Origin of the sequence: Natrinema sp. CBA1119, from assembly GCF_002572525.1 — an archaeon.
Lineage (GTDB): Archaea > Halobacteriota > Halobacteria > Halobacteriales > Natrialbaceae > Natrinema.
This window is the reverse complement of record NZ_PDBS01000001.1, coordinates 2457554-2472196: the sequence shown is the minus strand read 5'-3', so window position 1 is coordinate 2472196 and position 14643 is coordinate 2457554. Positions and strand designations below refer to the sequence as shown.

13 protein-coding genes are annotated in these 14643 nt (G+C 65.1%); 8 read left to right on the top strand and 5 right to left on the bottom strand.

From position 1 onward, the window contains the following. Positions 1-2: 2 nt before the first annotated feature. From CP556_RS12220 to CP556_RS12195, 6 genes are all read left to right on the top strand, one after another. Positions 3-1205 (top strand): alpha-hydroxy-acid oxidizing protein, encoded by a 1203-nt coding sequence (locus tag CP556_RS12220; RefSeq protein WP_098725874.1) that lies wholly within the window; start codon positions 3-5, stop codon positions 1203-1205. Continuing rightward, positions 1202-1981, top strand: coding sequence for an HAD family hydrolase (locus CP556_RS12215; RefSeq protein ID WP_098725873.1), 780 nt, complete (start codon positions 1202-1204; stop codon positions 1979-1981). The genes CP556_RS12220 and CP556_RS12215 overlap by 4 nt, the downstream gene beginning before the upstream one ends. Before the next feature lie 245 nt (positions 1982-2226). After that, positions 2227-2781, top strand: a complete 555-nt coding sequence (locus CP556_RS12210) for a DoxX family protein (protein ID WP_394340734.1) — start codon at positions 2227-2229, stop codon at positions 2779-2781. Positions 2782-3083: 302 nt separating this feature from the next. Then, complete coding sequence (locus CP556_RS12205) at positions 3084-4145, top strand: phosphotransferase family protein (protein WP_098725871.1); 1062 nt, start codon at positions 3084-3086, stop codon at positions 4143-4145. Between the two features lie 652 nt (positions 4146-4797). Beyond that, positions 4798-6750, top strand: a complete 1953-nt coding sequence (locus CP556_RS12200) for a 3-hydroxyacyl-CoA dehydrogenase/enoyl-CoA hydratase family protein (RefSeq protein WP_098725870.1) — start codon at positions 4798-4800, stop codon at positions 6748-6750. A gap of 1 nt (position 6751) precedes the next feature. Beyond that, entirely contained in the window at positions 6752-7204 is a 453-nt protein-coding gene (locus CP556_RS12195; RefSeq protein ID WP_098725869.1) for a PaaI family thioesterase, read from the top strand. Positions 7205-7220: 16 nt separating this feature from the next. Here the strand turns inward: CP556_RS12195 and CP556_RS12190 are convergent, their stop codons facing one another. From CP556_RS12190 to CP556_RS12180, 3 genes are all read right to left on the bottom strand, one after another. Beyond that, on the bottom strand, positions 7221-7745 hold the full coding sequence (locus tag CP556_RS12190) for an Lrp/AsnC family transcriptional regulator (RefSeq protein WP_098725868.1): 525 nt from the start codon (positions 7743-7745) through the stop codon (positions 7221-7223). Between the two features lie 30 nt (positions 7746-7775). Further along, positions 7776-8636, bottom strand: a complete 861-nt coding sequence (locus CP556_RS12185; protein ID WP_098725867.1) for an alpha/beta fold hydrolase — start codon at positions 8634-8636, stop codon at positions 7776-7778. 217 nt (positions 8637-8853) lie between these two features. Then, positions 8854-11823, bottom strand: coding sequence for an ATP-dependent helicase (locus tag CP556_RS12180; protein WP_098725866.1), 2970 nt, complete (start codon positions 11821-11823; stop codon positions 8854-8856). A gap of 164 nt (positions 11824-11987) precedes the next feature. Between CP556_RS12180 and CP556_RS12175 the strand changes: the two genes are divergently transcribed. Then, entirely contained in the window at positions 11988-13346 is a 1359-nt protein-coding gene (locus tag CP556_RS12175; protein WP_098725865.1) for a zinc metalloprotease, read from the top strand. Between the two features lie 42 nt (positions 13347-13388). Here CP556_RS12175 and ddfA read toward each other — a convergent pair whose 3' ends face one another. Beyond that, a complete protein-coding gene (ddfA, locus tag CP556_RS12170; protein ID WP_098725864.1) occupies positions 13389-13667 on the bottom strand; it encodes a DdfA family disk-determining factor in 279 nt (92 codons plus the stop codon). Positions 13668-14061: 394 nt separating this feature from the next. Here ddfA and CP556_RS12160 point away from each other — a divergent pair, with 394 nt between their 5' ends. Then, positions 14062-14325: a hypothetical protein gene (locus tag CP556_RS12160; RefSeq protein ID WP_098725862.1), complete on the top strand. Its 264-nt coding sequence runs from the start codon at positions 14062-14064 to the stop codon at positions 14323-14325. A gap of 104 nt (positions 14326-14429) precedes the next feature. Here the strand turns inward: CP556_RS12160 and CP556_RS25960 are convergent, their stop codons facing one another. Then, the gene (locus CP556_RS25960; protein WP_176548177.1) at positions 14430-14603 is read right to left on the bottom strand and encodes a hypothetical protein; all 174 of its coding nucleotides are present in this window, start codon (positions 14601-14603) and stop codon (positions 14430-14432) included. Between the last annotated feature and the right edge of the window lie 40 nt (positions 14604-14643).

Genomic DNA, 14643 nt, shown 5'->3' with positions numbered 1-14643 from the left:
CCATGACACCAGACACTCCCGATTACGGACCGGATCGCCAGGCCGAGGTCTATCTCAACGGAATGCTCGAGGACGAGCGCCCCGAGTTTCCCGTCTCCTACGAGGACCTCGAGGAACGCGCCCGTGAAGAACTCAGCGAGGAGGCGTTCGCCTACGTCGCTGGCGGCGCGGGCTCGGAGTCGACGGTCGCCGCGAACGACCGCGCCTTCGACGCGTGGCAGATCGTCCCCCGAATCATGCGGGACATCTCCGAGCGCGACCTGTCGGTCGACCTCTTCGGCCGCGAGTACCCCGCGCCCGTCATGCTCGCGCCCATCGGCGTCCAGTCGATCCTCCACGAGGAGGCCGAACTGGCCGTCGCCCGCGCGGCCAGCGAGTTCGGAGTGCCGATGATCTGTAGCTCCGTCTCCTCGTACTCGATGGAGGAAGTCAGCGACGAACTCGGCGAGAGCCCCGGCTGGTTTCAGCTCTACTGGAGTTCCGACCGGGACGTGGCGGCCAGCTTCCTCGAGCGCGCCGAGGACGCGGGCTACGAGGCCGTCGTCGTCACGCTCGACACGCCCAAAATGGGGTGGCGAGAGCGCGACATCGAACTCGGCTACCTGCCCTTCCTCGAGGCACAGGGCCTGAAAAACTACTTCGAGGATCCGTCCTTCCGCGAGCGACTCGAGGCGGATCCGCGAGACGACGAGGAGGCCGCGATCGCGTCCTGGCAGGCCTGCTTCGGCGACGCCTCGCTGACATGGGACGACCTCGAGTGGCTTCAGGCCCAGACTGATTTGCCGATCGTCGTCAAGGGCGTCCTGCATCCCGACGACGCTCGCGAGGCGGTCGAACGCGGCGTCGACGGGATGGTCGTCTCGAACCACGGCGGCCGGCAGGTCGACGGCGCGATCCCGGCGCTCGAGGCGCTGCCGGACGTCGTCGACGCGGTCGCGGACGCGACCGCCGCCGACCGCGAGGTTCCCGTCCTCTTCGACAGCGGCATCCGGCGCGGGAGCGACGTGATCCGGGCGATCGCGCTCGGTGCCGACGCGGTCCTACTGGGTCGGCCCTACGCGCTCGGACTCGGAATCGGCGGCGAGGACGGCGTCAGCGCCGTCCTCGAGAACCTGCTCGCCGATCTCGATCTGACGGTCGGGCTCTCGGGGTGTGCGAGCCTCGACGAAATCGACCGGTCGACGATCCGGAGGGCCGAGCGATGAGCGAGGATGCGGCGGCGGACGGCGACGCAACTGCACCAGACGGCGAGTGGGAAGCCGTCTTCTGGGACATCGGCGGCGTCATCCTCTCACTCGATTCCGTCCAGGCCGCCCACGCCGACTTCATCGCGGACGTGCTCGAGCGCCACGAGGTGGACGCGACGGTCGAGGAGGCCATCGACACCTGGCGGTCGACCGTCGGGGACTACTTCCGCGAGCGCGACGGCACCGAGTTCCGGTCCGCTCGCGACGGCTACCACCGCGGCGTCGAGGCCATCGTCGGCGAGGTGATCCCTCGAGCGGACTGGCAGCCCCGATTCGACGAGGTCGTCCGCGCGTCGATCGAACCGATTCCGGGGGCCGTCGAGGCGATCGAACGGCTCGCCGAACGGGACCTCCACGTCGGCGTCATCAGCGACGTTGACGACGCGGAGGGCCGAAAGATGCTCGAGCGCTTCGGCGTCCGCGAACAGTTCGACTCGATCACCACCTCCGAGGAAGTCGGGCGCACGAAGCCCGATCCCGCCATGTTCGAGACGGCGCTCGAGACGGCCGGCGTCGACCCCGAACGGTCGCTGATGATCGGCGACCGCTACGCTCACGACGTAAAGGGAGCCGCCGACATGGGGATGCACGGCGTCGCCTTCGGGGCCGACGACGGCCCGGCCGTCTCCTACCGGATCGAGACGCCGACGGACGTGCTCGAGATCGTTGATGGAGACGAGCCACGCCAATCGGAAAATCGGACCCGCTCCGGTGAAGACGCGCGAGACGAGTGAGTTCAATCGGTGGCTCGAGCGAGAGCCGAGAATTGATTCCCCGGATCCGAGTCAGTCGCTGGATCTTGAACTCGCGAGGTATCCGTTTAAGTCCGATCGCCATCTCGAACCGAGCCCGCGAATCCGACGAGACCGTCTCGAAGAGGTCTGAAAATAGATTCCCGCGATTGTAGAATTCACGTCTATTTATATAGCGTCTGTCGACGTCTATAGACGTAGATGAAGATCACATGTCCACAGAGAAGATGAGTGTCGGTGCGAACGTGTTCGAGAGCGAGATCGGCGGCGTCAGCGTCCGCGCGAAGGCCCACAGCCTGAGCGCGTGGTTCGTGCTCGCGCTACGGCTCATGATGGGTTACGCGTTCCTGTACTCCGGGGTCACGAAGATCGCGGAGGGCGGCTTTAGCGCCGGTGGCTACCTGACCCACAGCGCCGCCACGAACGGTAACCCACTCGCCGACGTGTTCGCCTGGATGGGGTCCACGCCGTGGTTCGTCGAATTCGCGAACGTCGCCGTCCCGTGGGGCGAGGTCCTCATCGGCCTCGGCCTGCTCGTCGGTGCGCTCGTCCGCCTCGCGGCGTTCTTCGGCGCGCTCATGATGCTCATGTTCTACTTCGGGAACTGGGACATGGCTCACGGGTTCATCAACGGTGACTTCGCGTACATGCTCGTGTTCCTCGCCGTCGCCGCCTTCGGTGCCGGCCGGATCCTCGGACTGGACCGGCTCATCGAGGCGTACGAGATCGACGGGCAGCCGCTGCTCGAGAAGTACCCGAAACTCGACTACATCCTCGGGTAAGTCGCGGTCTCTCTCCTGATTGGGGCGGTCGAACGGAGCCGGCGAGGAATTTCGGGCCGATCGCGTTCCCGACGAACGCCCGCGGCGGTTCCGCTCGAGCGGCCGCTTCCGTCTGGTTCCCGGCCAATATCCGCGCCCATTGGTAACTTCCACCGCACAAACATTGTAAAAGATGGTTTGCGGCGTAACTATTTTCGTTAAGGGGGGACGTATTGGCATACGACAATGCCCACAGCGAATCACGAATCGCCGGACGACATCGTATCGGCCGCCCGCGCCGACAGCACCGCCGAGTCGCTCCCATGAGCGAGAACTACTACGAGCGCCTCGTCGACGAGGACGCGCTGGTCGCGTATCTGGGAGAACACCTCGGCGAGGTCGACGACTACGACATTGCCCGCCATCAGGAAGGACACTCGAACGAGACCCTGTTCGTCACCTGGGGCGACCGCGAGCTCGTTATCCGGCGGCCGCCGCCGGGCGAAACCGCCGACACGGCACATGACGTCCTCCGCGAGTACCGCGTGACGAACGCGGTCGCCGACACCGACGTTCCCGTGCCGACCCCGGTGCTCGCCTGCGAAGACCACGACGTCATCGGCAGCGACTTTTACGTGATGGAGCAACTCGAGGGGGACGTCCTCCGCGAGGACGAGCCCGAACGGTTCGCCGAGCCGGACCAGCGCGAGCGGATCGGCGAAGAGCTCGTCGACACGCTGGCGAAAATCCACGACCTGGACTACGAGGAGATCGGTCTCGGCGAGTTCGGCCGCCCCGCCGGCTACACCCAGCGACAGGTCGACCGCTGGGGCAAACAGCTCTCGTGGGCGTTCGAAGTCACCGAGGACGAGCGGGAAGTGCCCGACCTCCACGAGGTCGGCGACTGGCTCCGGGACAACGTTCCCGACGAACACCCCCACACCCTCGTCCACGGCGACTACAAGCTCGACAACGTCATGTTCGCCCCCGGAACGCCGCCGGAACTGATCGGCGTCTTCGACTGGGAGATGGCCACGCTCGGCGATCCGCGCGCCGATCTGGGCTGGATGCTTTCCTACTGGCGCGACGCGAAAGACCCCGAGCCGTCGATTCCCGAACTCTCGACCCGCTTCATGGAGCGAGAGGGCTACTCGAGCCGACCCGAACTGGTCGAGCGCTGGGAGGAGCTGACCGGCTACGAGTTCGAACACGAGCGGTTCTACCGGACACTGGCCGTCTACAAGCTGGCCGGCCTCGGCGAGATGTTCTTCCGGCGCTACCTCGAGGGGAACAGCGACGATCCGATGTACCCGCTGATGGAAGAGCGCGTGCCGGCGCTGGCAGCGCGGGCCAAACGGATCATCGAGGGCGACGAACCGCTGTAGCGGGATCGGTCCACGATTTCTCCGTCCGACAGCGTCTGCCGCTCGAGTGGCGAGCGAACCGACCGACGGATCGAACGAAGCTGGTCGTACTTTTTGCTGCTGGCGCATCGAGAGTGAGCAGCGGCACAGAACGGTTCTGAAGCGGCTGGCTCACCCGATAGTCGTCGAACGAACTGTTCGGTAGTAGAGTGAATGGAACGGCGTAGTCTGGGGGAATTGTGGGAAATAAAGCGTCCTGCTATCGTGGCAACAGGGAATCGCCACGCCCTCCCCAACCGATTCGCTCGCTCCTGCCGTCGCTCGCTCATCCCTCGCGCAGTGTCAGGCCGCGGTTCATTACCATTCACCGCGGCCCAGCGCGCGCCACCGCACGCCGGTTGATTGGTCTGGAGCATGCGTTGCTTCCCTGTACGCCACGTCAGAAACCGACGAGGGACAGTCGAGTCGGACGACTCGAGTCGATCGCGAAATCGAACTCGTTCCGTCCCGTCGACCGCTGATCGGCCGTCCGGTCGGAATAAACCCGAGTTTCGATTACCGACGTTTACTCCAAACTCGAGTCAGCGTATGCGCGGTACAACGGCAGACAACGGGCTTAACATTGCTAAGTCGGTTCGGTGGTATTAAGACGATCCCGAGCAATCACACGACCATGTCACTGGACAGCATCGACCGCGTTGCAGTGCTGGGCGCGGGGAACATGGGGCACGGAATCACCGAAGTAACGGCCATGGCCGGCTACGATGTCACGATGCGGGACATCAAAGACGAGTTCGTCGAGGACGGCTACGAGTCGATCAAGTGGAGCGTCGAGAAACTCGAGGAGAAAGAACTCATCGACGAGTCGGCCGACGAGGTCCTCTCGCGGATCGATATCACGACGGATCTCGAGGAGGCCGTCGGCGACGCCGACCTCGTGATCGAGGCCGCACCCGAGGACCTCGATCTGAAACACGACATCTTCACCTCCCTCGAGGAGTACACCAGCGAGGACACGCTGCTGGCGACGAACACCTCGAGTCTTCCGATCTCGGACATCGCGGAGGCTGTGGACACGCCCGAGCGCGTGCTCGGACTGCACTTTTTCAACCCGCCGGTCAAGATGGACCTCGTCGAGGTCATCTACGGCGAGGACACCAGCGACGAGGCCGCCGAAGCGGGATACGAGTGGGTCGAGTCCATCGGCAAGACGCCGATCTACGTCCGCAAGGACGTCCGCGGCTTCGTCGTCAACACCATCGTCGGCCCCTTCGGCGGCGAGCCCGCCTGGATGGTCTCGAACGGCGAGGTCACCATCCGGCAGGCCGACGCCACCATGGTCCACGAACGGGGCTACCCGATGGGGCCATTCGAACTCGGCGATCTCACCGGCATCGACGTGGGCTACCACGTCCGCAAGGAGGGCGGCAGTCCGATCCCGCCGATCACGGAAGAGAAGGTCGAGGCCGACGAACTCGGCCAGAAGACCGGCAAGGGCTTTTACGACTACGAGGACGGCGACGGCGCCGACTACGAACCCGAGGACGCGGGCGGCTTCGACTGGCTCCGCGTCGAGGCCCGCATGATCAACCGCGCGGCTTTCCTCGTCGGTGAGGACGTCGCGACGCCCGAAGAGGTCGACACCGGCGTCCAGCTCGGACTCGGCTTCCCCGAGGGCATCTGCCGACGAGCCGACAAGATCGGCCTCGACGAGGTCCTCGAGAAGCTCGAGACCCTCTACGAGGAGACGGGTTCCGACCGCTTCGAGCCCCATCCCTACCTCGAGCAGCTCGTCGAGGAAGGCAAGACCGGCGAGGACGCCGGTGCCGGCTTTTATGACTACGGCGACGACGAACTCGGCCCCTTCCACGACCTGAACTACGAACTCGAGGACGGCGTTCTCTCCGTCGAACTCGACCGCCCGTCGCGGATGAACGCGCTCTCGGAGGACCTGCTCAACGAAATCGACGAGCTGTTCTCCTCGGTCGACACCGACGAGGTCCGGTGTGCGACGATCGAAGGCGCGGGCGACCAGGCGTTCTGTGCCGGCGCGGACGTCTCCGGCTTCAGCGACGCGAACCCGACCGACCTGATGGACGTGACGCCCGCCTTCGAGACGGTCAACGACTTCGAACGCCCCGTCCTCGCGAAGATCGACGGCTTCTGTCTCGGCGGCGGCCTCGAGCTCGCGCTGGCCTGTGACCTGCGCGTCGCGACCGACCGCTCGTCCTTCGGCACGCCGGAGATCAGCCTCGGCCTGATCCCCGGCGGCGGCGGCACGCAGCGACTCACCCGCATCCTCGGCGAGACCCGCGCGAAAGAACTGGTCTTCCGAGGCAACCACATCGACGCCGACCGCGCCGAAGAGTGGGGCCTCATCAACCGTTCAGTCGAGCGCGACGAGTTCGACGACACCGTTGAGGAGTTCGTCTCCGACCTCGCCGGCGGTCCGCCGATCGGCCTCAAGATCGCCAAGAAGGTCATGAACGAGGGCGAGGACGCGAGCATGGAAGCCGCACTCGCCATGGAGAGCCAGGGCTTCGGACTCCTGACGAGCACGGAGGACGTCCTGGAAGGGACCGCGGCCTTCGCGGAGGATCGCGACCCCGAGTTCGAGGGCAAGTAACATGACCGACGGACCGGACGAGCCGTCCGCGTGGCCCGAGTGGGCGTCGTTCGTCGAACACCACGGCTACCTGTCGTGGCTCGACATCGACGTCGACCACCTCGAGGACGGACGTGCGGTCCTCGTCATCGATCGAAACGAGGACTTCGAGAACCCCACCGGGACTGAGGGATACGATCCGGTCCACGGCGGGATCGTCGCGACGCTGATCGACACTTCGAGTGCGTTCGCACTCCGAAGCACGTTAGAGAACCCGTCGGAGGCGTTCCTGACGACGACAGACCTCAACGTCTCGTATCTACGGCCGGCGACGGGCGACCTGCGGGCCGAAGCCGAAGTACTTCGCGTCGGCGGCTCGACCGGCGTCACCGACGTGACCATCGAGGGGGAAGACGGCGAGGCTGCCGTCGGCCGGACTACCTACCGACTGTTCCGCGACGGCATCGACGGCTAACAACTACCGGGCGGGGTTACCGCTCGTTGCGTTCGTTTCGGAGGTCCTCGTAGATCCGCGGATCGGTCTGGAACTTGAGGACGTTGTGAACCGCCGAGTTGCGGATGTTCGCGATGACGTCGCCGTATTCGGTGTAGCACTCGTGGATCCACTGGGAGACCTCCTGGCGATCGCGGAACATCATCACGGTCTTCCACTGGTACTCCCCGTCCGAGAGGAAGAAGAACAGGGTGTGTTTGTCCGCCTTGATGTACTCCATCGCGTCGCGCCAGCTCTCGGCGAAGTTCTCGGGATTGAACTTGAACTCGAACAGCGCGAAGATGTAGTACTCCTCGTTGGGAATGATCGCCTCGCGGAAGACGCCCTCGTCGCGCATCCGTCGGATCGACTCGCTGACGGTGACGTGGGAGACGTCGATATCGTACTCCTCCTCGAGCACCTGCGTGAGTTCCCGAGAGGACAACTGCGGATCGTTCGAGAGTTCACAGAGGATCGCGATGTCGCGATCTTTGAAATCCCAGGTTGGTGGGTCACCACTCATACGTGCGTGAGTGTCGTAGCTGACATACTGTTACACTTCCGTTCCGGACAGGAACTCGCGGAGGCGGTCGGCGTAGGCGTCGGATCGATCCTCGGGCACCCAGTGGTAGGCGTCCGACAGCGGCGCGAGTGTCGCGTCCGAGATATCCTCGGCCAATCGTTCGGCGTAGGCGTAGGGCTGCATCACGTCGTCTTCGCCCCACAGCAGTAGCGTCTCCGCGGTGATCGCCTCGTAGTCGATCTCGGTCGTGTGGTTGGTGTTCGTCGCGACGGCGTCGCGGACCAGCGAGACGTGGCCCTCGTCGGTCAGCCACGGCGCTTTCATCCCGTCGACGAACTCGGGATCGGCCTCGCCGTAAGCGCCCTCGACGAACGCCGAATCGAGGCGCCCCTCGAGTTCCTCGCGCTCGAGATTGGCCGTCGACGGAAGACCCAGATTCGAGACGAACTCGACCGGCCAGGAGTCATAACAGACCGCATTCGAGAGGACGAGTCGCTCAACCACATCGGGATTGTGCGCGGCGAAGCGCAGGGCGACGCCGCCGCCGATGTCGTGGGCGACGAGCGCGATTCGACCGATAGCGAGGTCCGCGAGCAGGGCCTCGAGCATCTCTTCTTGTGCGCGAATCGAGCGGTCGAAGTCGTCGCTCATCGCGGAGTTGCCGTAGCCGACCATATCGAGCGCGATCGTGCGTCGATCCTCGGCGACCGGCGGCACGATATCCCGCCAGAGGAACGACCAAGTCGGGATGCCGTGGACGAAGACGACCGGCGGGCCCTCGCCCTCGCCCTCGTCAGGACCGGTGTCGTGGTACGCCACCTCGAGATCGCGGCCATCGACCGAGACGGTCGCCGTCGACTGCTCGTCGCTCCAGGTCTCGTGATCGACCATCTATCGCACCCCGTTCTGACGGCTGGTCAGTGGACGGCGGATCACGCCGTTGGATTCGCGATACAGATCGTCGGCCCCTGCGCGTGGAATTGTCTGGCGCATCATCGGTGATACACCACCACTTCAGTTTCCAACACAAAGTCAGTTTGGGCGAGAGCTACCGCTGGTAACGTGATGATCGGGTTCGCTGGCGAACGCGACTCGAGTGCGGACTCCGTCACTCGCCCTCGGGTCCCGTCGACAGCCCCGCCAGCGACTCCTCGCCGATCTCCTCGAGCACGCTGTCGTGAAACGACTGGAGCGCGGCGCTCTCGTCCTCGGCGAGGACGACGTCGCTGGCCGAGAGCGTCGCGAGACCGAACGCCCGTGGCGTCGGCGAATCGAGGAGGTGTCGCGAGACCGCGAGCTCGCCTGCGTCGATCGCATCGACGATGCCCTCGATTTCCGCGACGTTCAGCTTGTCCTCGAGGATCTCGCGGTAGGTCTCCTCGATCACGGCGAAGTTCTCGAGTTCCTCGGCGAACCCCAGCAGCATCTCGCTGGAGACCTGCTGTTCGCTCGCGGACTTCTCATAGCCCTTGTAGCGCTTGAGGATCATCAGCGAGCGAGTCGCGTTGATCCGGAAGTAGCGCTGGAGGAGATCGGTTCCCGACAGTGACGCCCGGAGGTCTGCGCGGACGTCGGCGGGCTCGAGGTCGTCGATGACGCCCTCGATGTCGACCTTTCGGTTGAGCGGCATCGAGAGGACGAAGCCGTTGTCCGCGACTGCCACGCGGACGTTGGCCGTCGCCTCCTGCGCACAGCGGTACGCGAGCAGCCGGGAAAACCCGTCGTTAACCTTGCGCCCGTAGTTCGAGTGGACGTAGTAGTGGCGTTCGTACTCCTCGCGGTCGCGGACGACCTCGATCGCGAGCCGGTCGGGCGTGCTCACGCTCGCCGCGCCGGCGTACCGACACTGGTACTCGAACAGGCGGGCGACCGCGCGGACGCTGTCGTCGTCCAGCGGGAACTCGCGGAGCCACGCGCGGACCCGCGGGGGGCCGCCGTCCTCGTAGTGTGCGAGGAGCTCCCCCTGAAAGTCGATGATCTCACAGCCCAGATCGTAGGAGAGCGGCAGCCGCTCGGAGTACCACGACGGGACGGTCGGCCGGGCGCTCGTGCGGTCGACGTAGACCTTCGACCCGCGACGGTAGCTGTACTCAAAGTGATCGCCGCCGAGGACGAAGACGTCGCCCTTCTCGAGGGTGTCGAGGTAGGACTCGTCCAGCTGGCCGACCCACTCGTCGCTCGCTCGCGTCTTAACGTCGCAGGTAAAGGAGTCCGGAATCGTGCCGATGTTGGTCATGTAGATGACGCGCGCGAGCCGGCCGCGCTTGCCGATCAGCCGCTCGCCGACCGGGTATTCCTCGTAGTGGTGTTCGCCGTCGGGCGGGTCGTTCTCGTCGCGCCAGACCTTCGCGTAGACGTTGCGGTCCTCGAGGCCGGCGTACTCCGCCGTCAGGTAGCGCATGAGCGACTCGTACTCGGCCGCGGAGTAGTCGCGATAGGGGTACGCCCGTCGGAGGATCGCTTTCAGCTCTGACTCGGGTCTGATCTCGGCGATCGCCATCCCGTAGACGTGCTGGGCGGCCACGTCCTGGGCGTTTTCGGGGATCGACACGGAGTCGACGAACCCCTCTGCGGCCGTCTTGAGCATGACCGCACACTCGATGAGTTCGTCGCGGTCGAGTGCGATCACCCGGCCGGTGACGGTCTGACCGACGCGGTGGCCCGCTCGCCCGACCCGCTGGAGCAAAGCGGCGACGGACTTGGGCGACCCGACCTGGACGACCAGATCGACGTGGGGCATGTCGATCCCCAACTCGAGGCTCGTCGAGGAGGTGACCACGTCGAGGTCGCCGTCTTTCAGCCGCCCCTCGATGTCCTGTCGGACCTCCTTCGAGAGGCTGCCGTGGTGACAGCCCGAGTTCTCCTCGTCGTAGGCGTCGAATCGCTCCCGGAGGTTGTGGAGGACGCGTTCCGCGCCCGAGCGCGTGTTGGTGAAGACGAGCGTGTTCGTGTGTCCCTGGACGTGGTCGTGAAGCATCCGGTAGAATCGCTCCTGGACGACCTCACGGGACGTGTTGATCAGGTCGTCCGTCGGGCACTCGAGTTGGAGATCGAACTCGCGGGCGAAGCGGGCGTCGACGATCTCGTAGTCGCGGGTCGCTTCGGTCTCCGTCTCCGTGCGAGTCTCCCGGTCGCGTTCGGGCCGTTCGCCCTCACTCTCGGTCGAATCGTCGGGGCGGTCCCTTCGATCAGGGCGGTCACTTCGATCGGGGGCCTCACCGCTTGCGTTGTCCGCGGGCGGTGCGGTCGAACTGCGAGAATCGCCGTCCGAATCCCGAACGCGTCCCGTCTCGTCGCCGCCGGATTTCTCGCAGCCGACCAGAAATTCCGCCACGCGATCCAGCGGCTCGATCGTCGCGGAACAGCCGATCCTGGTGATGTCGCCCGGGGCCATCGCCTCGAGTCGCTCGAGGCTCACCGAGAGGTGCGTCCCTCGCTTCCCCGCCGCCAGCGAGTGGATCTCGTCGACGATGACGTACTCGACGGTGCGGAGCTTCTCGCGGAACTTGGGCGAATTGAGGAGGATCGCGAGCGTCTCGGGAGTCGTGTTGAGGATGTGCGGCGTCTCCTCGAGCATCTTCTGTCGGTCGCTCGAGGAGGTGTCACCGTGGCGGATGGCGTGGCGGATCTCGCCCATCGACTCGTCGCCGTCGCGCTCGGCGACGATTTCTTCGATCCCCTCGAGTGGCACCTCGAGATTGCGGTGAATGTCGTTCGCGAGGGACTTAAGCGGGGAGACGTAGAGACAGTAGACCGAATTTTCGAGCCCGCTCGCCTTCTCGCGTTTGAACAGTTCGTTGATGATCGCACAGAAACTGGCCTGGGTCTTGCCGCTGCCAGTCGGCGCACAGACCAAGGTGTTCATCCCGTCGTGGATCTTCGGGATCGCGCCCCGCTGTGGCGGCGTGAAGAAGCCGTCGTTCTCGGGGACGAACTCGCCGAACTCCGCGAGCCACCACTCCTGGACCGCCGGCTCGAGGAGGTCGAAGACGTCGCCGTCTTCGATCGTCGCAGCGGCGGGATCGAAAGGGAGGGCGTCGTCGGTGACCGGCAACTCGAGGCGCTCGTTCCCGTCCATTACCGTCGTCTCCGGGACCGGCGTGTAAGAGGGTTTGGACAGCGGGGTGAAAGTGAAACAGTCCGCGGTTCGGGTCCCGCCGGCCCCGGACCGCCACAAGTCAGATCGGTTCCGCTCGCGAATAGCCACAATATAGTTATTCTTCCGTTCGAGACGTTCAGGAAATGCGATCTTCGCGGCTACTCACTGTTCTCGTTCTTCTCGTCGGATTGCTGACGACCGGAGTCGTCGCCGGAGCGACGGTCGTCGATCCCGACGGCGACGGAGAGCCGATACTGGTGGAACTCCGCGACGGAACCGCCCCGTTCGACGACGACACCGACGGTGACGGACTCGACGACGGCGCGGAAAAGCGACGCGGGACCGACCCGACCGTCGCGGATACGGACGGTGACGGGCTCGCGGACGGAGTGGAGGTGCACGACTACGAGACGGATCCGCTCGAGGCGGACACCGACGGCGACGGACTCGACGACAGTGCGGAGATCAGCGACCACGAGACCGACCCCGCTGTGGCGGACACCGACGGAGATGGTCTCGACGACGGCCCGGAAGTTCGCGACTACGAGACGGACCCGCTCGCGGCGGACACTGACGGCGACGGCATCGACGACGGGACGGAGGTCCGCCAGCACGGGACGAATCCGTTGACGAGCGATTCCGACGACGACGGACTGTCCGATCCCGACGAACTCGAGACGTACGGGACGGATCCGCTCGCGGCGGATACGGACGGCGACGGGCTCGCGGACGGCCCCGAGATCGGCGAGTACGACACCGATCCGACCGCGGCCGATACGGACGGTGACGGACTCGACGACGGCGCGGAAGTCAACGAGCACGGGACGGATCCGCTCGAGTCGGACACGGACGGCGACGGGCTCGCGGACGGCGCGGAGGTCCACCGTCAGGACCTGTATCCCGACGCCGACCCGCTTCGCACCGACATTTACGTCGAACTCAACCGGATGGAAGGGGTCGACCTCGAGCGTGCCGAGATCGAACGGGTCGTCGACGAGTTCGACACCGCGCCGCTCGAGAACCCCGACGGATCGTCCGGCGCGGACCTGCACGTCGTCTATAGCAACACGATTCCCCGTGAATCGTCGACCGACGTCGGCCAACTGACCGAGTACCGATCGCGGTACTTCGACCGGGCGGGGGAGGGATATCACTATCTGGCCATCGTCGAGGACGTCGCCGGCGATACCGCGCGGGGGAACGTCATCGGCAAGGCCGGGCTCGGGACGATGATGGTCGAAGCCCAGTGGGGCGACGACCACACCGGGTCGACCGTGATGCACGAACTGGGCCACTCGCTCGGACTGTCAAACACCGACTTCGACGGGATCGACAGCGCCAGATACGGCTTCCGGAGTTACACGAGCGTCATGAACTACGACGCGCCGCGGGAGTTCTACGGCTTCTCTTCGGAATCCGGGCCCCGAACCTTCGACGACTGGGGCTATCTCGACGAGCACATGTTCACGCCGTCGACATCCGCCGTCACCGTGGACGGCTGACTCGCGACGCGGCGGTCGACGGCATCCGATCGGACTCGTCGACTACCGTTCCGGACCGGTCCCGGTCGACCCGGTTCGATCGGTGTCGTTCTCCGTCACATCGACGCGACCCGCGCTATCGACGGACACGTGTTTTCCCCGATACGTGAACTCGACCGATGACGCAACCGCGTTCGGGTCCTCTGTCGGACGAAATAGCGCGTCGAGTGCGTCCGTATCGATGACCGCGTGCAACGGCGGCTCGAGATCCATCGGGTCTGTTCCCTCGTGTGCTGCCACCCCCTGTACCACCCTGATGCTGGTCGGAATCGTTGCTGACATATGACGGGCGGCAACGAGGATCGCAATAATTCCCTCGATACGTTACTGACAGCTGGCAGCCACGCGGCAGACGCGCGTCAGACAGCCGAACTCGCCGACTGCTCGAGCGATCGTTCGACGGGCGGGAATTCGAATGCCGTGCCACCATCTGTTTCGATCAGGGCCGCTGTGGTGAGCCGTCTCGACGAACGGGACGCACTCGACCGGGCTCCAGCGGATACACCGATCGCGACGTGTCGAGTCACTACCATAATCGAAGGAACCAAGCCGGTCGCGTGGCATCGGAGGGACAGATGGGGCTCACTCGAAGATCGATGCTCAGCGGCGTCGGCGTGGGACGATAGCGGTACTGGCGGGCTGTTCCGGTAGCGACGGCGGCGGGATCGGCGGTGGCTTGACCGTCGACGACACGTCCGCGGAGACGACAGCGTTCGGAAACGTCGTCCTGTCCGTCGCGGTCTCGAACACGAGCGGGTCGTCGAACTCCGACACGCTGCTCGGCCAGATCGATATGACCGGCGGTGACACCTACACCGAACGGCGTGACATCACCGTCGACGGCGAGCAGTCGAATACGTACGAACTCGAGTTCGATATCGACTTCTCGGAATCTCTTAGCGCCAGCGAGTTCGAGTACAGCGCCCGAATCGAGAGCTAATTCTCGGATTCGGTCGCGGGTCACGTTCAAATCGTCGCGTCCGAGAGCACCATACATCACCGCGAGCGACGGGTGTGGCTCGAACCCGTCGCCTCGAGTCGGTGTTACTCCCCGAGACCCGGATTCGGGAGCAGTTCGGGCGGCATGTGACAGCCACAGGGGCCGACGTAGCCGTCCTCCGGTCCGATGACCGTCAGCGTCGCGACCGGTTCGCCACAGCGCGGACAGTCTGGATGCGAACGCGAACTTCCGCCTCTGCCGCTGCTCTCATCGGCCATCGGGATCACCGGATCGGGTCGTGAGGCTGGTTGTAGTGGG